Below are 17731 nucleotides of genomic sequence, written 5' to 3'. Positions count from 1 at the left end.
GGATTCCTCCATGAGTACGGCTCGCGCCAAGCGAACCCCGCCGCCGAGCGGGCTGATCATCGTCGACAAGCCCGCCGAGTGGACCTCGCACGACGTCGTGGGCAAGCTGCGCGGCATCGCCGGCACCCGCCGGGTCGGCCACGCCGGGACGCTGGACCCGATGGCCACCGGCGTGCTGGTGGTCGGCGTGGAGAAGGCGACCCGTCTGCTGGGCCACCTGGCCCTCACCGAGAAGGGCTACGACGGCACGATCCGGCTCGGCCGGTCCACCAACACCGACGACGCCGAGGGCGAGATCGTCGCGACGGCGTCCGCGGCGGCGGTGACCGACGAGGACGTCCGCAAGGGCGTCGAGGCGCTGACCGGCCGGATCATGCAGGTCCCGCCGCAGGTGAGCGCCATCAAGGTGAACGGCGAGCGGGCCTACAAGCGGGCCAGGGCCGGCGAGGAGGTCGAGCTCCAGGCGCGCCCGGTCACGGTCTCCGGCTTCGAGGTCACCGCCGTGCGCCGCGAGGGCGACCTGGTCGACGTGGACGTCTCGGTGACCTGCTCCAGCGGGACCTACATCCGGGCGCTGGCCCGCGACCTCGGCGCGGCCCTGGGCACCGGCGGCCACCTGACCGCCCTGCGCCGCACCCGCGTCGGCCCCTACGACCTGTCGATGGCACGCACGATCGAGGAGCTCGGCGGGGAGTGCGTCATCCTGCCCATGGCCGAGGCGGTCGCCGCGGCCTTCCCGCGCCGCGACGTGACCGAGCAGGAGGCCGGTACGGTGGCGCACGGCGGGCGGCTGCCCGCCGCGGGACTGGGCAAGGGCCCGATCGGGGTCTTCGGCCCCGACGGCACGCTGATCGCCTTGGTCGAGGAGCAGGGCAAGATCGCCAAGTCCCTGGCCGTGTTCGTGGGCTGAGCGCGCCCGGGTTCCGCCCCGGCCGGAGGCGGGTGACCGGTTCCCGGCCAGGCCGGAGGGGGTGCCGCCGGTCAAGGGACTCCCCGATTGGGGACAGGGCGGTGGCGCATGGCAGTCTTTAGGGGTCGATCCGTCACGAGGGAAGAGGCTGCGGTGCGAGGCTGGCACGGATTGGACGACGTGCCCGATGACTGGGGCAGGTCCGTCATCACGATCGGCGTCTTCGACGGCGTGCACACCGGACACCAGCAGATGGTGGCCAGGGCCGTGGCGATGGCCGGCCGGCTCGGGGTGCCGTCGGTGGCGGTGACGTTCGACCCCCATCCGGAGGAGGTGGTCCGGCCGGGCACGCATCCGCCCAGGCTGACGACCGCCAGGCACCGCACCGAGCTGCTGGCCGCCCTGGGCGTCGACGCCGTGTGCGTGCTGCCGTTCACGCTGGAGTTCTCCCGGATGACCCCCGACGAGTTCGTGCAGACCGTCCTGGTGGACCGGTTGCACGCGGCGGGGGTCGTGGTGGGGGAGAACTTCCGCTTCGGCCACAAGGCCGCCGGCGACGTCGAGACGCTGCGGAACCTCGGCGAGAAGTACGACTTCGAGGCCGAGGGCGTGCCGCTGGTGAGCAACGGGGAGGCCATCTCCTCGACGCTGATCCGCGAGCGCCTGGCCGCCGGGGACATCGAGGGCGTCACCGCGGCGCTGGGCCGCCCGCACCGGGTGGAGGGCGTAGTGGTCCGCGGCTATCAGCGCGGCCGTCAGCTCGGCTTCCCGACCGCCAACGTCGAGTCGCCGGAGTTCACCGCGATCCCCGCCGACGGCGTCTACGCCGGCTGGCTGCAGGGCATCCCGACCGGCAACCTGCCCGCCGTCTACGGCGGCGAGCGCTGGCCCGCCGCGATCTCCGTGGGCACCAACCCCACCTTCGAGGGCGTGGACCGCACCGTCGAGGCCTACGCGCTCGACCGCGACGACCTCGACCTGTACGGCGCGCACGTGGCCGTCGACTTCGGCCACCGGCTGCGCGGCAACACGAAGTTCGACTCGATCGAGGCGCTGATCGAGCAGATGAACGCCGACGTCGCCGAGGCCCGCCGCCTGACCTCCTGACCCGGGCCCGCCCGTCAGGAGGTCACTGCCCGCCGTAGAGACGCTCCAGGCCGATCAGCTCGACGTCGTGCCGGGCCTCGATCACCACCACGTCCGGGTGCGCGTCCGGGTCTTGGCGTGGCCGCGAGGGCTGAGCGCGTTCTGGACGATCGAGGTCAGGGGAGGGGCCGCGTCCATGAGATAGGAGAACTCGTCCAGCACGACCGTGACCGGCCGGTCCCGGTCTTCCCCGAGCCGGAGCAGCGCGTCGACGGCCTCCCGCCAGTCGCCGAAGGCGGCGCCGGGGGCCGGGTTCCCGGCGAACTCCGTCAGTTCGCCCCACTCGATCTCCCTGTCGAAGAGCGCGCCGGGCTTGGCCCACTCGGACGAGGACCCACCTCCAGAAGCGGCAACCATGGTCATGGTAACTGCAGCTACATGTCCGTGGAGGGAGATCGCCGATAGGGCCGGGCGGGCTCCGAGGGGGTCAGGCCGGGGCGGGCAGGAGGGCCTGGCGGGCGTAGGCGGTCGCGTGGACGATCGAGCCCTCCCGGGTCACTCCGGGGACGCCGATCACGATCTGGGTGCTGAACCCGTCCAGCATGGCGCGCAGCCGTACGGAGAAGTCCTCCAGGTTCACGGGGGCGAACTCGCCGGCGCGCGCGCCCTGCTCCAGGAGGGCGACCAGGTCGCGGTGCCAGGCCAGGTCGAGCTCGACCTGGGTGTCGCGCAGTTCGGGCACCGCCAGCGTGCGGCCCCAGACGTGGACCCAGAGCAGCCAGCGGGGGTCGGCCGCGCCCTCGGGGAGGTACAGGCCGGCGTAGGCGGGGATGCGGTCCATCGCGCTCCCGCCGGAGGCCAGCAGCGCCGTCCGGCCCGGGACGTGCTTCTCCTCGCTCCAGCGGAGCGTCTCCAGCAGGACCTGGTCCTTGCTGCCGAAGTAGTACAGGACGTGGCCGCCGCTGGTGCCCAGCCTGCGCGCGAGCTCGGCCATGGTCGTCTCCGCGGGGCCGTACTCGGTGATCGCCTCCATCGCGGCTTCCAGCATCTGCTCGCGCGGGCGCTCCAGTCGCCGCCGGCCCGTGCCGCGCGCCTGACCGCGTGCCATACCGCCTCGTTCCGGTAACGGGTCATTGGGAAGTCTTGACGCACGACTCTACGGCAGGGCATTTTGAACGCCATTCAAAGTTATTGAACGCCATTCAAAATGGCCGTCCCCAAGGGGGTCGCCCCGTGCTGGACCAGGTCACGGTCACCCAGCCGACAACGCCGTCCTTGCCCCGGGTGCTCGGGTTGTTCGGCGCGGTCATGCTGACTCTGTCGTGCATCACCCCCACCTCGTCGCTGTTCATCATCGTTCCGGAGGTGCTGGCGGGGCAGGGGAGCGGCGCGGTGATCGCGCTGGTCGCCGGCCTGGTCGTCTCGGCCGGGATCGCGTTCTGCTACGCCGAACTGGGCACGCTCGCGCCCAGCTCCGGCGGGGAGTACGCCATGGTGACCGCGGTGCTCGGCCGGTTCGCCGGCTGGATCACCTTCGGCCTGTCGGCCTCCCTGCTGGTCGTCATCCCGCCGATCATCGCGCTGGGCACCGCCGACTATCTGGCGGACCTGTTCGCCGTGGACCGCTCGCTCGCCGGCGCGGTCGTGATGCTGCTGGCGACCCTGCTGGCGGTGCTCGACGTCCGCTCCAACGCGTTCATCACCGGCGTCTTCCTCGCCATCGAGATCGTCGCCGCCGCGGTGGTCGCCGGCCTGGGGCTGCTCAACTCCCAGCGCGACGCCTCGGTGCTGGTCTCCCCCGTGGTGCCCGACGGGCAGGGCGGGCTGTCGGCCTTCTCGCTGGCGATCCTGATGGCCGGGCTGACGGTCACCATGTTCTCCTTCAACGGGTTCGGCTCGGCCGTCTATCTCACCGAGGAGATCAAGGACCCGCGCCGCGACGTCCCGCGGACCGTCTTCTGGGCGCTGGGACTGGCCGCGGTGGTCATCATCGTGCCCACGGCCGCCGCGGTGCTCGGCGTCGGCTCGCTCGACGACCTGGTCAACGGCACCTTCCCCGACTACGTGCGGCAGTGGACCAGTCCCGGCTTCGCCGCCGTGATCAACCTGGGCATCGCGATCGCGATCCTCAACGCGGTGCTGGTCATGGCTCTGCAGAACGGCCGCGTCATCTTCGCCTCCGGCCGCGACCGCGCCTGGCCCGAGCCCGTCAACCGGGCGCTGACCCGGCTGCACCCGAAGTGGGGATCGCCCTGGGTGAGCACCCTGGCCGTCGGCCTGCCAGGCGCGCTGATGGCGGCCCTGTTCGACATCGAGGGACTGCTCGGCGTGACGTCGGTGATCCTGACGCTGGTCTCCCTGGTCATCGCGGTCGCCGCCCTGCGCGCCCGCTCCGGGGCCCGCCGTACGGCCGCCGCCTGGCGGATGCCGCTGTGGCCGGTCGTCCCGGTCGCGGTGATCGCCGCCCTGGTCTACGCGCTGGCCGAGCAGGCGGTGGCCGACCTGGTCGTCGCCGGGGTCATCGTCGCGGTCTGCACCGTGTACTACGCGTTCTACCTGCGGCCCCGTACGGCGAGCCGCTGGGTCGTGACGACTCCCGAGGACCCGGTGCCGTGAACGATCTCGTAGTGCGCAACGCCCGCGTCCACACCGTGGACCCCGCGCTGCCGCGGGCGCAGGCGCTGGCCGTACGCGACGGGCGGATCACCTGGATCGGCGACGACGCCTCGTGCCCGGAGGCCGCCGAGGTGATCGACGCGGGCGGGCGGCCGGTCCTGCCCGGCTTCGTGGACGCCCACAACCACGTACGGCTCGGCTCGGACGAGGCGTGCGTCCAGCTCGCCGGGGCGGGCTCCCTCGCCGAGATCGGCCGGCGGATCGCCGCCTGGCGGGCGGCCAACCCCGACGCCCGGTGGATCGAGTGCGAGGGCTTCGAGTACTCCGCGATCCCCGGCGGCCGGATGCCGCGCGCCGCCGACCTGGACCCGCTCACCGGGGGCCTGCCCGCCTTCGTGTTCGGCTACGACGTGCACACCATGTGGCTGAACACGGCGGGCCTGCGCGAGCTGGGCGTCGACCGCGACCACACCGACCTGCCGTACGGCGTGGCCGAGACCGACGCGGCGGGCGAGCCGACCGGCTTCGTCACCGAGTTCGCGGTGCGCGGGCTGTCGCGGGACGGCCAGCGCGCCCTGGCGGAGCTGGGCGTGCCGTGGGCGGGCGCCGGGCGGCAGTACCCCCGGCTGCTGGCCAGCCTCGACATGGCCACCCGGTACGGCATCACCACGATCGTCGAGCCGCAGAACTCGCCGGACGACCTGGCGCTGTTCGCGCGGGCCCGGGCCGAGGGGCGGCTCCGGTCCCGGGTGATCGCCGCACTGTTCCATCCCCGGGGCACGAGCGACGCCGACCTGGCGGACTTCGCCGCGGCGGCCCGCGGCGGGGACGAGTGGCTGCGGGCCGGGCCGCTCAAGCTCTACATCGACGACGTGGTGGAGCCGCACACGGCGGCGCTGCTGGAGCCGTACTGCGGGCACGCGCACCGGGGGGAGACCTTCTATCCTCCCGAGGAGTTCGCCGGGCTGCTGGCCAAGCTGGACGCGGCGGGCTTCCAGGCGTTCGTGCACGCCACCGGGGACCGGGGCATCCGCACCGTGCTGGACGCCGTGGAGCACGCCCGCGAGGTGAACGGTCCCCGCGACGCCCGCCACCAGATCGTCCACGTCGAGTGCCTCGACCCGGCGGACGTGCCGCGCTTCGCCGAGCTGGGCGTGGTGGCCTGCATGCAGCCCCGGCACTGCTCGCCCGACATCGCCGGGCCCGGCCACGACTGGGCCGAGGCCGTGGGGCCCGGCCGGTGGGCCAAGGCCTGGCCGATGCGCTCGCTGCACGAGGCGGGGGCCGTACTGGCCTTCTCCAGCGACTGGAACGTCGCCGAGATGGACCCGATGATCGGCCTCTACACCGCGGTCACCCGGCGCGGCCTGTCGGGCGGCCCCGCCTGGGTGCCGGAGGAGACCGTCGACCTGGAGACCGCGATCCGGGCCTACACCCTGGGTTCGGCCTACGCCAACTTCTGCGACCACGACCGCGGCTCCCTGACCGTGGGCAAGCTCGCCGACCTGGTGATCCTCTCGGAGGACCTGTTCGCGATCCCGGTGGAGCGCATCCCCGAGGTCCGTACCGAGACGGTGATCGTGGGCGGCCGGGTCGTGCACCGGGCGGAGTGAACCTCGTGTGCCGGGCGGCGCACGCGGGCTCCGGCGGTGCGGGGGAGCCGGGGCCGATGGTAGTCTGGCGTGTCAGCTCTGTAACCGGTGGTGTCGTAGCCCCCGGCGGCTGATCCGCCACGGCGACTGTAGGCACGCACGGTCGCTCGGGCTTTTTCCGAAATCACGTGTGCCCGTAGACGTTCAAGGAGAGACGTGTCACTCGACACCGCCGCCAAGAAGCAGATCATCAGTGAGTACGCCAAGAGCGAGACCGACACCGGCTCGCCCGAGGTGCAGATCGCGCTCCTCAGCAAGCGCATCAGCGAGCTCACCGAGCACATGAAGCGCAACAAGCACGACTTCCACAGCCAGCGCGGTCTGCTGCTGCTGGTCGGCCGTCGCCGTCGTCTGCTCAAGTACCTGCAGAGCAAGGACATCCAGCGTTACCGTTCGCTCATCGAGCGGCTCGGCCTGCGCCGATAGCATGAAGGGGGAGTGGCGTCCGCGCCGCTCCCCCACTTTCGTGGGGGATGTTCCGGCGCGTCGCGCCGTGGGAACCTGTCCCTGCGAGCAAACTGAATAGCCGAGAAAGTGCCCCCGCGTCCGCAAGCAAACGCGCCCCACGGCGTCGGAGGGCCGGTCCTCGGTAGTGGCCCCCGGTCATCACGGCACACGCCGTATCACTGGAACCGGGCGCTTCGATCGAAGACCGGCGCTGCACCTACGGGGAAGCGGCAACAAAGACGACCCAGGTACGACACGCGTGCCCGGGCGGACGCGGGTGACCAACCACAAGGAGGTCCCCCGTGGAGGGTGTCCACAGCAGTGAAGCCGTCATCGACAACGGCTCCTTCGGCACGCGTACCATCCGGTTCGAGACCGGGCGGCTCGCGCGCCAGGCGGCGGGTTCCGCCGTCGTCTACCTGGACGACGAGACGATGGTCCTTTCCGCGACCACCGCGTCCAAAGCTCCCAAGGAGAACCTCGACTTCTTCCCCCTCACGGTGGACGTCGAGGAGCGGATGTACGCCGCGGGCCGCATCCCCGGCTCGTTCTTCCGGCGTGAGGGCCGTCCCTCCGAGGACGCCATCCTCACCTGCCGCCTGATCGACCGGCCGCTGCGCCCGTCGTTCGTCAAGGGCCTGCGCAACGAGATCCAGGTCGTCGCCACGATCATGGCGCTCAACCCCGACCACCTCTACGACGTGGTCGCGATCAACGCCGCGTCCCTGTCCACCCAGCTCGCCGGGCTGCCCTTCTCCGGCCCGATCGGCGGCGTGCGCGTCGCGCTGATCGAGGGCCAGTGGATCGCCTTCCCGACCCACTCGGAGCTGGAGAACGCCACCTTCGACATGGTCGTGGCCGGCCGCGTCCTGGATGACGGCGACGTCGCGATCATGATGGTCGAGGCCGAGTCCACCCGTGACACGCTCAAGCTCATCGCCGACGGCGCCGTCGCGCCGACCGAGGAGACCGTGGCGCAGGGCCTGGAGGCCTCCAAGCCGTTCATCAAGGTGCTGTGCGAGGCGCAGGCCAAGGTGGCCAAGGTCGCCGCCAAGGAGACCGCCGAGTACCCCCTGTTCCTCGACTACCAGGACGACGTCCTGGAGGCCGTGACCGGCGCGGTCAAGACCGAGCTCGCCGCCGCGCTGACCATCGCCGGCAAGCAGGAGCGCGAGACCGAGCTCGACCGGGTCAAGGCCCTGGCCGCCGAGAAGGTCGCCCCCGACTTCGAGGGCCGCGAGAAGGAGATCGGCGCCGCCTTCCGGTCGCTGACCAAGAAGCTCATGCGCGAGCGCGTGATCAACGAGGGCGTGCGCATCGACGGCCGCGGCGTCAAGGACATCCGCCAGCTCAACGCCGAGGTCCACGTCGTCCCCCGGGTGCACGGCTCGGCCCTGTTCGAGCGCGGCGAGACCCAGATCCTGGGCATCACCACGCTGAACATGCTCCGCATGGAGCAGATGATCGACACGCTCAACCCCGAGCGCACCAAGCGCTACATGCACAACTACAACTTCCCGCCGTACTCCACCGGTGAGACCGGCCGCGTGGGCTCGCCCAAGCGCCGCGAGATCGGCCACGGCGCCCTCGCCGAGCGGGCGCTCATCCCGGTCCTGCCGGCCCGCGAGGAGTTCCCCTACGCGATCCGCCAGGTGTCGGAGGCGCTGGGCTCCAACGGCTCCACCTCGATGGGTTCGGTCTGCGCCTCGACCATGGCGCTGCTCGACGCGGGCGTGCCGCTCAAGGGCATCGTCGCGGGCATCGCGATGGGCCTGATCAACGAGGGCGACCAGTACGTCACGCTGACCGACATCCTCGGCGCCGAGGACGCCATGGGCGACATGGACTTCAAGGTCGCCGGCACCAAGGACGTCATCACCGCGCTCCAGCTCGACACCAAGCTCGACGGCATCCCCGCCTCGGTCCTGGCCGCCGCGCTGAAGCAGGCCAAGGGCGCCCGCCTGGCCATCATCGACGTGATGCAGGAGGCCATCGACTCCCCGGCGGAGATGAACGCCACGGCCCCGCGCATCATCACGATCAAGGTCCCGGTCGACAAGATCGGCGAGGTCATCGGCCCGAAGGGCAAGATGATCAACCAGATCCAGGACGACACCGGCGCCGAGATCACGATCGAGGACGACGGAACCATCTACATCGGCGCCACCGACGGCCCGTCCGCCGAGGCGGCCCGTTCGGCGATCAACGCCATCGCCAACCCGCACATGCCGGAGGTCGGCGAGCGCTACCTGGGCACGGTCGTCAAGATCGCCGCCTTCGGTGCGTTCATCTCCCTCATGCCGGGCAAGGACGGCCTGCTGCACGTCTCCCAGATCCGCAAGCTGCACGGCGGCAAGCGCATCGAGAACGTCGAGGACGTCATGAACGTCGGCGAGAAGATCCAGGTGGAGATCGCCGAGATCGACTCGCGCGGCAAGCTCTCCCTGGTCCCGGTCGAGGTCGTCGAGAAGGAGGCCGAGGCCAAGGGCGAGGCCGGCACGCCCGAGTCGGGCGATTCGGACGCCGCTCCGGCCGACGCCGCCCCGGCCTCGGACAGGCCCGCCGCCGACAAGTCGGCCGACGACAAGCCCCGCCGCACCCGCGTGCGGACCCGCAGCGGCGGCAACCGCGGGGGAGAAGACCGCAACTCGTGATCACCACCACTCTGCACCCCGGCAAGGACGGCGCCGGGGTCGTGCAGCGCACCGTCCTCCCCGGTGGGCTCCGGGTGGTGACCGAGTCCATGCCGACCGTGCGATCCGTCGCGGTCGGCATGTGGGTCGGCATCGGCTCCAGGGACGAGGCCCCCGAGCACATGGGGGCCTCCCACTTCCTTGAGCACCTGCTGTTCAAGGGGACCCCCACGCGGGACGCGCTGGAGATCTCCGCGGCGATCGAGGGCATCGGCGGTGAGATCAACGCCTTCACCGCCAAGGAGTACACCTGCTACTACGCCCGGGTCCTCGACGAGGACCTGAGGGTGGCGATCGACGTGCTCGCCGACGTGGTGACCTCCTCGCGCATCACCGCCGAGGACGTCGAGGCCGAGCGCGGCGTGATCCTGGAGGAGATCGCCATGCACGACGACGACCCGTCGGACATGGTGCACGAGCAGTTCTCCGCGGAGCTGTACGGCGACACGCCCATCGGCAGGCCGATCCTCGGCACGGTCGAGTCGATCAACGCGATCGACCGCGACCGGATCACGGAGTACTACCGGCGCCACTACAAGCCCACGCACACCGTGGTGTCGGTGGCGGGCAACGTCACCCACGAGCAGGTCGTCTCCCTGGTCGCCGCCGCCTACGAGCGGGCCGGCGCCCTGGGCGGCGGCGCCGAGCCGATCCCGCCCAGGGTGTCCGGCGAGGGCGTCGAGCCGCGCTCGGGCATCCGGGTGCTGCACCGGCCCACCGAGCAGGCCAACCTCGTGCTCGGCACGACCGGCCTGACCCGCACCGACGAGCGCCGCTTCGCCCTGGGCGTGCTCAACGCGGCGCTCGGCGGCGGCATGTCCTCGCGCCTGTTCCAGGAGATCCGGGAGAAGCGCGGCCTGGCCTACTCGACGTACAGCTACACCTCCCAGTACGCCGACACCGGCCAGTTCGGCATCTACGCCGGCTGCCTGCCCTCCAAGATCGACGATGTCCTGGAGATCTGCCGGGAGGAGCTCCACCGGGTGCTCGACGGCGGCATCACCGTGGAGGAGATCGACCGCGGCAAGGGCCAGATGCGCGGCGGCCTCGTGCTCGGCCTGGAGGACACCGGCTCCCGGATGTCCCGGATCGGCAAGGGCGAGCTCGTCTACGACGAGCTGCTCTCGGTCGACGAGGTCCTGGCGCGGATCGACGAGGTCACCCCGGAGGAGGTCGTCGCGATCGCCCACGACGTCTTCACCCGCCCCATGACCCTCGCGGTCATCGGTCCCTACGAGGACAAGGACTTCAGCGGCGCACTGTCCGCCTGACGTCACGACACGGCGGTCCGCCATGCTTCCCGGCGGACCGCCACCCCGTACGGCGCCGCATCCCGTACGGCGCGGAACTCAGGGCCGGGCGCCGGAGTCCGTGCCCCGCCCAGGCGGCTGCAGACCCGGCAGCACATCGGCGGCGATCCTGTCCAGGACGGCCTCGTCACCCGCGTACCAGCCCGCACTGCGCGGCCAGTACGTGACAGCGTCGGTGAAGCCGTACTCGGCCGCCCGCGCGAGCGCGTCGGCGAAGAACCCCGCGCCGGACAGCGAGTAGACCGGCGAGGCCGGGTCCAGCATCAGATATCGATCCACGGTCGCCGGATCACGGCCGGCGGCGGCCAGGACGTCGTCGAAACGGCGCCCTGCCCCGGCCACCGTACGCCCCGGCGCGCCGCCGCCGTTGCGCGGCGACCGTCCACGGCTGATCCGGAAGGATCACGATGCCTGCCCGCATGACACTCAACGCTACGTCGGCGGAGCGCGGAGCTGAACCGCCGATTTTCCGCGATCGGAGCACGGCGCCCCGGGTCGGGGGGTTGTGGACACCGGGCGGTGTCGGGAAGCGCGGACGGTATACCCTGGGGCGCGTGATCAGGGTAGGTGTTCTCGGCGCCGGCGGGCGCGTCGGTGTGGAAGTGTGCAAGGCCGTCGAGGCGGCCGGCGATCTGGAGCTGGTCGCGACGGTCGACAAGGACGACCCGATCGAGCGGCTGGACGGCGCCGAGGTGGTGGTCGATTTCACCCACCCCGGCGTGGTCATGGACAACATGCGCTGGTGCATCGAGCACGGCATCCACCCGGTGGTCGGAACCACCGGCTTCGACGCCGGCCGGCTGGCCACGGTGCGCGGCTGGCTGGACGCCAATCCCGGGGTCAACGCGCTGATCGCGCCCAACTTCGGCATCGCCGCGGTGCTGATGATGCACTTCGCCCAGCAGGCCGCCCGCTACTTCGACTCCGTCGAGATCGTCGAGCTGCACCACCCGAACAAGGCCGACGCGCCCTCCGGCACCGCCCGCCGTACGGCCGAGCTGGTCGCCGAGGCCCGGCGCAAGGCCGGGATGGGCCCGATGCCCGACGCGACCAGCCAGGAACTGGACGGCGCGCGCGGGGCGGACGTGGACGGCGTGCACGTCCACGCCGTACGGCTGGCCGGGCTGATCGCGCACCAGGAGGTGATCCTGGGCGGCGACGGGGAGATCCTCACCATCCGGCACGACACCATGAACCGCTCGTCGTTCACCCCGGGCGTGCTGCTGGGCGTGCGCCGGGTCCGTGAGATCCCGGGCCTGACCGTGGGGCTGGAGAACCTGCTCGACCTCTGAGGGACATGCGCGCCGGGAGCCCGGAACTCCCGGCGCCCGGCCGCTCGTCCTATGGATATGACGAGACCTGAGCTCGCTTGCCCGCTCTGTGACAACACGGAGTTCCAGCAGGAGCAGGGCCGGTTGGAGGGCCGGTGGGGGTTCACCTCCCACCGGTTGACCCTGATGATCTGCACGCGATGCCGCTATATCCTCCACTTCTATGACAAGCACTCCATCTTCGACTTCGGCTGAGGTCCGCTGGGCGAGGCCGGGGGAACTGCCGGGGCTGGCGGCCGTCGAGCTCGCCGCCGACGGGGTGTTCGCCCAGGTGGGGATCGTCTTCCCGGCGGGCACGACGATGATCGAGGAGACCGACGACCCCTCGCGGGTGCTCGTCGCGGGCGAGCCGCCGGTCGGGTTCGCGATGTTCGGCTGGGCCGACGGGAACGTCCACCTCGACCAGCTCGCGGTCCATCCCGGCCACGGGCGGCGGGGCGTCGGCGGGCGCCTGGTGGAGGCGCTGTGCGCGCACGCGGCCTCTCGGGGGGCGCCGGCCGTCACGCTCACCACCTTCCGCGACGTCCCCTGGAACGCGCCCTGGTACGGACGGCGCGGCTTCGCCGTACTGGACCCGGCGGAATGGGGACCGGAGCTGGACGCGCTGGTGGCCCATGAGCGGGAGCTGGGCATCGAGCTCGCCCCCCGCGTGGCGATGCGCCGGATCCTCTGATCGCGGCCCTGAAGGAAGGGTGTGGCCGGGACGCGAGCGGCTCAGATCGCCAGGCCGACGGTGAACAGCAGGCCGAAGACGAGCTGGAGACGGCCGGTCTGCTGGAGCGTCGCGATCAGCGCCGGGCCGACGGCCCCCTGCCTGACCGCCCTGACCGGGCCGATCGCCAGCGGCGCGGCGAGCACGCCCAGCGCCGCGAAGGGGTGCCAGGGGGCCAGGGCCAGTGAGATGACCAGCGGCAGGATCAGGCACAGGGCGTAGAGCGTGCGGGTGCGGGCGTCGCCGAGCACGACGGCCATGGTGCGCTTGCCCGCCGGGCCGTCGGTCACGATGTCGCGCAGATTGTTGACGACCAGCATCGCGCAGGCCAGGAGGCCGACGGGGACCGCCGCGGCCACCGCGATCCAGGGCAGCCGCTCCAACTGGACGAACGTGGTGCCGGCTACGGCCACCAGGCCGAAGAAGACGAAGACCGAGACCTCGCCGAGCGCGCGGTAGCCGTACGGGCGCGAGCCGCCGGTGTAGAACCAGGCGGCGGCGATCGACGCCGCGCCGACCAGCAGCATCCACCAGGCCCGGGTCACCACGACCAGGACCAGACCGGCCACGGCGGCGGCCAGGAAGCAGGCCATGGCGGCCGTCAGGACCGCGCGCGGTGAGGCGGCGCCCGAGCCGACCAGCCGCATGGGACCGACCCGGTCGTCGTCGGTGCCGCGCACGCCGTCGCTGTAGTCGTTGGCGTAGTTCACGCCCACCTGCAGGGCGAGCGCCACGAACAGGGCGAGCAGGGCCCGCCACCACACCGCCCCGTCGTATCCGGCGGCCACGCCGGTGCCGACCGCGACGGGCACGACGGCGGCGGGAAGGGTGCGCGGCCGGGCGCCGGCGATCCACTGGCTGACAGAGGCCATGGTGCTGCGGATCTTCCTCTCGGAGATGTCCGGGCGGCCCTCCCGGCCTCTCGGGAGCCGGGAGGGAACGCTAACTGATGTCGGTGGCCAGGCGGATCATCCGCACCGGCCGTCCCATGTTCAGGACCCGCTCGGCGCCGTCCTGGCCCCAGCCCGCCGACTCCAGGAACCCGAGCAGGGGGTGGTTGTCGGCGAACACCCAGGTCACGATCGTGCGGTAGCCGTCCTCGCGCAGATAGTCGACCGTGGCGTTGAGCAGGCGACTGCCGTGGCCGCGCCGGACGTAGTCGGGGTCCACCAGGAAGGTGAGCAGCTCGGAGGTGGTGGTGGGGTCGAGGTCCGGATCCTCGGCCGGGGCGTGGGAGGCCAGGCCGACCACGCGCTCGGCGCCCTGCATCGCCGCCAGGGCCTCGATCCCGCCGGGCCCGAGTGCGGGGAACGCGTCGGTGTCGAGGACGACCTGCTCCACGGCGACCAGGACGCGGTGCAGGGAGGTCGGAGGGCTGACGATCGCCTCGTCCCACTGCCGGCGCCACATCTGTTCGGCGGCCGGGCCGGTCATCTGCTCCAGCGGTCCCTCGGGCAGGAACTCGCGGTAGCCGTACCGCCAGGCGCGGATCTGGGTGCCCGTCACCGCGTCGACATCATCGTGCCGAGCCACCCGCACGCCTACGTCTGCCATCTCGGCCCGCTCCTTATCTGCCGTACGCCGCCATGACGCGCTGCCTCGGGGGTCTCGTGCCGCACGAGCGGGCGTCAGGCGGGTCGACCCGTGAGACAGGCAGTTACACCGTATCGGGGAATCCGCCTCACGGATGACGCGAACCTGTCTCCGACTGACGGCGCGCCCGGTACGCCCGGGTCTTCGTACGGTTGCCGCACACCTTCATCGAACACCAGGACCGGGAGCGGTTCTTGGAGGAGTCGACGAACGCCCACTGGCAGGTGCTCTCGGTGCACACCTTCAGCCGGGGCCACATCCCCTGGGCGTGGACCGCCATCACGGCGGCGGCGATCCGGGCCAGGCCGCCGGGCACCCCGCCCGCCACCGGCTCCAGCCCGGGATCGCCGGAGGTGAGGACGACCACGACGGGCAGCCGGTCCAGGGCGTGGGACAGGGCGGAGCCGCGCTCGTCACCGTCGCCGGAGAGGGCGCCGGAAGGGCCGCCGGAGGCGTCATCGGGGGTGTCGGGGGTGTCGCCGGAGGCGTCGCCGGGGGCGTGGTGGCGCCGCAGCGTCGCGCGCAGCGTCTCGCGCAGGTGGACGGCGACGTCCAGGTCCTCCTCGCCCGCGGCGTCGCCGGGGGCCGCCAGGCCGCGCTTGACGAGCCACGCGGCCAGCGCGGCGGGCGAGGGCAGAGCGTCGGCGTCGCTTTCGACGTCATAGGTGTTGACGAAGTCGCACACCAGGTCGGCGGGGCTGGGCATGGGGCGGATCACCTCTTCGCCACCACTGTACGGCAGTAGGGGGTTGCTCTCGTCGAGACACCTTCATACCTTCTTAGGTGGTGTTCGAGAGGAGATCGCCATGTGGTGTCCGGCCTGTCCGGCCTGTCCGGCGTTCCGGAAGGCCCGCGGGCGCGAACGGCACCGGCGGGCCCGGGCCGTCACGGGGCCTGAGCGGCCGTCACCCGTTCGACGGCCAGGGCCAGCCGCCTGACCCCCTCGGCCAGCTCCGGCAGGTGGACGGCCGCCGAGTGGGTCAGCCGGACACGGGGGCCGGGAGGCTCGGCCGGGTAGTAGATGCGTCCCGGGCTCACCAGCACCCCCGCCCTCGCGGCCGTCTCCACCACGGCGTCCTCGTCGAGGCCGGGCGGGAGCCGTACCCACAGGTGCAGGCCGCCGCGGGGGACGAGGTGGGGCTCGGCGGCGGGCAGATGGGCGGCCAGCGCCGCCAGGAGCGCGTCCCTGCGGCTCGCCAGCTCCGCGGTGACGGCCGACAGGTGCCGGGGCCAGGCGGGCGAGCTGACGAACTCCAGGGCCGTCTCCTGCAGCGGCCGGGCGACGAAGAAGGACTCCACGATCTGGCTCGCCCGCAGCCGGTGCGCCGCCGGCCCCCGGGCGACCACGCCCGCCACCCGCATGCTCGGGGCCAGGATCTTGGTCAGCGAGTTGACGTGGACGACGGTGCCGTGGGCGTCGAGGGCGACGAGCGGCGGCGGGACGGGCGCGGTCGTGAAGTAACGCGCGTAGTCGTCCTCGACCACGAACGCCCCCGCCGCCCTCGCCACCGCCAGCACCTGCTCGCGGCGCTCCAGCGTGAGCGTCGCCCCGGTGGGGTTGTGCAGGGTCGGCTGGCAGAAGAAGACGCGCGCCCCCGTGACGGCGAAGGCCTCGGCGAGGTGGTCGGGCCGCACTCCGCCGGGATCCGTCGGTACGGCGGTCGCCCGGAGCCCGGCGGCCCGCGCGGCGGCCAGGGCGCCCGGATAGGTGGGGGCCTCGACGAGCACGGGCGTGCCAGGGGCGGCCAGGGCGCGGAAGGCGTGGGTGAGGGCCGACTGGCCGCCGCTGACCACCAGCACGTCGGCGGAGGTGACCTCGCCCCCCGCCTCCCCGGCGAACCACCTGCGCAGCTCGGGCAGGCCGGTGAGCGGCGGGAGCGCCCAGGCGTCGGGACGGCGCATCGCCCTGGCGGCGGCCGTGGTGAGCGCCCTCGACGGGCGCAGGTCCGGGTTGAGGTAACCGCCCGTGAGCGGGACGACCCCGTCGGGCGGGGGAGTGAGCAGGCCGGTGATCCCGGTGTCGTCCACCACCCGGTCGCCGAGCGCGACCGTCTGCCAGGAGAGGTCGGCGGAGCCGTTGACGCCGCCGCTCCCGGTGGCGGGCCGGTGGGCGACGTAGGTGCCGCTCCCCGGCCGGGTGACCACCCGGCCCTCGGCGGCCAGCCGCCCGATGGCCCGCGACACGGTGACCGGGCTGACGCCGTGCAGCCGCGTCAGCTCCCGGCTCGACGTCAGTTTGTCCCCGGGCCTGAGCCGCTCGGTCTCCTGCCGGAGGATGGCCGCCAATCGGACGATACTGCTATCGTCATTCATGAGAGACAACAGTAGCGCTACCACCCCGAGGCGAGTAGCGGCTCCCGCTCACCGTCCTGCTCCGGCACCCTCGGCCCCGGCCCCGGATTCCCCCGCGCGCCCGGGCGACGGGCCCTCCGATGCGGCGTCGCCCGGCCCGTCTGCCGTGCGGGGTCCTGTTTCTTCCGCGGCACCGGGGGGCGCGGCGTGGCGGGGGACCGGACTGGCGGCTCTCGGGGTGCTGGCGTTCTCGGGGTCGCTCCCGGCGACGGCGTTCGCGATGGAAGGGCTGGACCCCTACCTGGTGGCGATCGGGCGGGCGGTGGCGGCCGCGGTGGCGGCCCTGGTGGTCCTCGTGGCGGCCGGGGCGCCGATCCTGCCGCCCCGGGCGCATCTGAGGTCCTATCTCGTCATCGTGGCCGGGGTGGTCTTCGGGTTCCCCGTCTTCAGCGGGCTCGCGCTCGACTCCGGGGCGAGCACCTCGCACGCCGCCGTGGTGGTCGGGCTGCTGCCCGCCGCGACCGCGGCCTGCGCGGTGCTGCGGGCGGGAGAGCGCCCGAGGCCGCTGTTCTGGACGGCCTGCGCGCTCGGAGCCGCGTCCGTCACGGTCTTCACCCTCACCCGGGGCGGCGGGCACGTCACGGGGGCCGATCTGCTCATGGTCGGGGCGCTGCTGTCGGCCGCGGCCGGTTACACCGAGGGGGGACGCCTGGCCCGCGAGACGCCCGGCTGGCGGGTGATCTCCTACGCCCTGGTGGTCGCCCTGCCGCTGACCGTCCCGGTGACCGCGGTGCTGGCGCTGAGCACCGACGTACGGCCCGGCGCGGCGTCGCTGGCCGGGTTCGCCTACGTGAGCCTGATCTCCATGTTCCTGGGCTTCATCCCCTGGTACGCCGGGCTGGCCGCGGGCGGCATCGCCCGCGCGGGACAGACCCAGTTGGCCCAGCCGCCGCTGACGCTGCTGTGGGCCTGGCTCCTGCTCGGCGAGGACGTCGGGCCGGCGACGATCGGGGCGGCGCTGGCCGTACTGGCCTGCGTGGCCATGACACAGCGGGCACGCTCTTGAAAGATGTGACATCCGGAGGCAGT

At 72.4% G+C, this 17731-nt stretch carries 18 protein-coding genes; 11 read left to right on the top strand and 7 right to left on the bottom strand.

Annotated elements, in window-relative coordinates:
- Positions 1–10 precede the first annotated feature (10 nt).
- Both truB and Pta02_RS03555 read left to right on the top strand, forming a co-directional pair.
- On the top strand, positions 11–910 hold the full coding sequence (gene truB / locus Pta02_RS03560; RefSeq protein ID WP_203873185.1) for a tRNA pseudouridine(55) synthase TruB: 900 nt from the start codon (positions 11–13) through the stop codon (positions 908–910).
- A 153-nt stretch (positions 911–1063) separates the two neighbouring features.
- Complete coding sequence (locus Pta02_RS03555) at positions 1064–2017, top strand: bifunctional riboflavin kinase/FAD synthetase (RefSeq protein WP_203873184.1); 954 nt, start codon at positions 1064–1066, stop codon at positions 2015–2017.
- Between the two features lie 81 nt (positions 2018–2098).
- Here the strand turns inward: Pta02_RS03555 and Pta02_RS03550 are convergent, their stop codons facing one another.
- Both Pta02_RS03550 and Pta02_RS03545 read right to left on the bottom strand, forming a co-directional pair.
- Positions 2099–2419 carry a hypothetical protein gene (locus Pta02_RS03550; protein WP_203873183.1) on the bottom strand — a complete coding sequence of 107 codons (321 nt, stop codon included), beginning with the start codon at positions 2417–2419 and terminating at the stop codon, positions 2099–2101.
- Between the two features lie 64 nt (positions 2420–2483).
- Positions 2484–3104 (bottom strand): TetR/AcrR family transcriptional regulator, encoded by a 621-nt coding sequence (locus Pta02_RS03545; protein ID WP_203873182.1) that lies wholly within the window; start codon positions 3102–3104, stop codon positions 2484–2486.
- Positions 3105–3229: 125 nt separating this feature from the next.
- On the opposite strand from Pta02_RS03545, the gene Pta02_RS03540 reads away from it, so the two are divergent.
- From Pta02_RS03540 to Pta02_RS03520, 5 genes are all read left to right on the top strand, one after another.
- Complete coding sequence (locus tag Pta02_RS03540) at positions 3230–4612, top strand: APC family permease (RefSeq protein WP_203873181.1); 1383 nt, start codon at positions 3230–3232, stop codon at positions 4610–4612.
- Positions 4609–6225 carry an amidohydrolase gene (locus Pta02_RS03535; protein WP_203873180.1) on the top strand — a complete coding sequence of 539 codons (1617 nt, stop codon included), beginning with the start codon at positions 4609–4611 and terminating at the stop codon, positions 6223–6225. Before Pta02_RS03540 ends, Pta02_RS03535 begins: the two co-directional genes overlap by 4 nt.
- Positions 6226–6420: 195 nt before the next feature.
- A complete protein-coding gene (rpsO, locus tag Pta02_RS03530; protein ID WP_203873179.1) occupies positions 6421–6690 on the top strand; it encodes a 30S ribosomal protein S15 in 270 nt (89 codons plus the stop codon).
- A gap of 323 nt (positions 6691–7013) precedes the next feature.
- Positions 7014–9365 (top strand): polyribonucleotide nucleotidyltransferase, encoded by a 2352-nt coding sequence (locus tag Pta02_RS03525; RefSeq protein WP_203873178.1) that lies wholly within the window; start codon positions 7014–7016, stop codon positions 9363–9365.
- Positions 9365–10675: a M16 family metallopeptidase gene (locus Pta02_RS03520; protein WP_203873334.1), complete on the top strand. Its 1311-nt coding sequence runs from the start codon at positions 9365–9367 to the stop codon at positions 10673–10675. Before Pta02_RS03525 ends, Pta02_RS03520 begins: the two co-directional genes overlap by 1 nt.
- Before the next feature lie 78 nt (positions 10676–10753).
- On the opposite strand, the gene Pta02_RS03515 is transcribed toward Pta02_RS03520, so the two are convergent.
- Entirely contained in the window at positions 10754–11056 is a 303-nt protein-coding gene (locus tag Pta02_RS03515; protein ID WP_203873177.1) for a hypothetical protein, read from the bottom strand.
- A 212-nt stretch (positions 11057–11268) separates the two neighbouring features.
- Between Pta02_RS03515 and dapB the strand changes: the two genes are divergently transcribed.
- Genes dapB through Pta02_RS03500 form a run of 3 tightly spaced genes read left to right on the top strand, consistent with a single transcriptional unit; the run spans position 11269 to position 12718 of the window.
- Complete coding sequence (gene dapB / locus Pta02_RS03510; RefSeq protein WP_203873176.1) at positions 11269–12006, top strand: 4-hydroxy-tetrahydrodipicolinate reductase; 738 nt, start codon at positions 11269–11271, stop codon at positions 12004–12006.
- Between the two features lie 57 nt (positions 12007–12063).
- Complete coding sequence (locus tag Pta02_RS03505; protein ID WP_203873175.1) at positions 12064–12240, top strand: hypothetical protein; 177 nt, start codon at positions 12064–12066, stop codon at positions 12238–12240.
- The gene (locus Pta02_RS03500; protein ID WP_203873174.1) at positions 12209–12718 is read left to right on the top strand and encodes a GNAT family N-acetyltransferase; all 510 of its coding nucleotides are present in this window, start codon (positions 12209–12211) and stop codon (positions 12716–12718) included. The genes Pta02_RS03505 and Pta02_RS03500 overlap by 32 nt, the downstream gene beginning before the upstream one ends.
- 41 nt (positions 12719–12759) lie before the next feature.
- Here Pta02_RS03500 and Pta02_RS03495 read toward each other — a convergent pair whose 3' ends face one another.
- The 4 genes from Pta02_RS03495 to Pta02_RS03480 all read right to left on the bottom strand — a co-directional run bounded on the left by Pta02_RS03495 (position 12760) and on the right by Pta02_RS03480 (position 16645).
- Positions 12760–13629: a 1,4-dihydroxy-2-naphthoate polyprenyltransferase gene (locus Pta02_RS03495; RefSeq protein WP_203873173.1), complete on the bottom strand. Its 870-nt coding sequence runs from the start codon at positions 13627–13629 to the stop codon at positions 12760–12762.
- Positions 13630–13699: 70 nt separating this feature from the next.
- Complete coding sequence (locus tag Pta02_RS03490; protein ID WP_203873172.1) at positions 13700–14311, bottom strand: GNAT family N-acetyltransferase; 612 nt, start codon at positions 14309–14311, stop codon at positions 13700–13702.
- Positions 14312–14438: 127 nt separating this feature from the next.
- Entirely contained in the window at positions 14439–15056 is a 618-nt protein-coding gene (locus Pta02_RS03485; protein ID WP_203873171.1) for a CGNR zinc finger domain-containing protein, read from the bottom strand.
- Between the two features lie 179 nt (positions 15057–15235).
- Positions 15236–16645, bottom strand: coding sequence for an aminotransferase-like domain-containing protein (locus tag Pta02_RS03480; RefSeq protein ID WP_239129513.1), 1410 nt, complete (start codon positions 16643–16645; stop codon positions 15236–15238).
- Positions 16646–16808: 163 nt separating this feature from the next.
- Between Pta02_RS03480 and Pta02_RS03475 the strand changes: the two genes are divergently transcribed.
- Positions 16809–17708, top strand: a complete 900-nt coding sequence (locus Pta02_RS03475; protein ID WP_275423553.1) for a DMT family transporter — start codon at positions 16809–16811, stop codon at positions 17706–17708.
- The last annotated feature ends 23 nt before the right edge of the window (positions 17709–17731 follow it).

This window comes from Paraplanobispora takensis (assembly GCF_016863195.1).
Lineage (GTDB): Bacteria > Actinomycetota > Actinomycetes > Streptosporangiales > Streptosporangiaceae > Planobispora > Planobispora takensis.
Note: the sequence above shows the minus strand (reverse complement) of the source record. Positions and strands in the feature narration are given on the sequence as shown.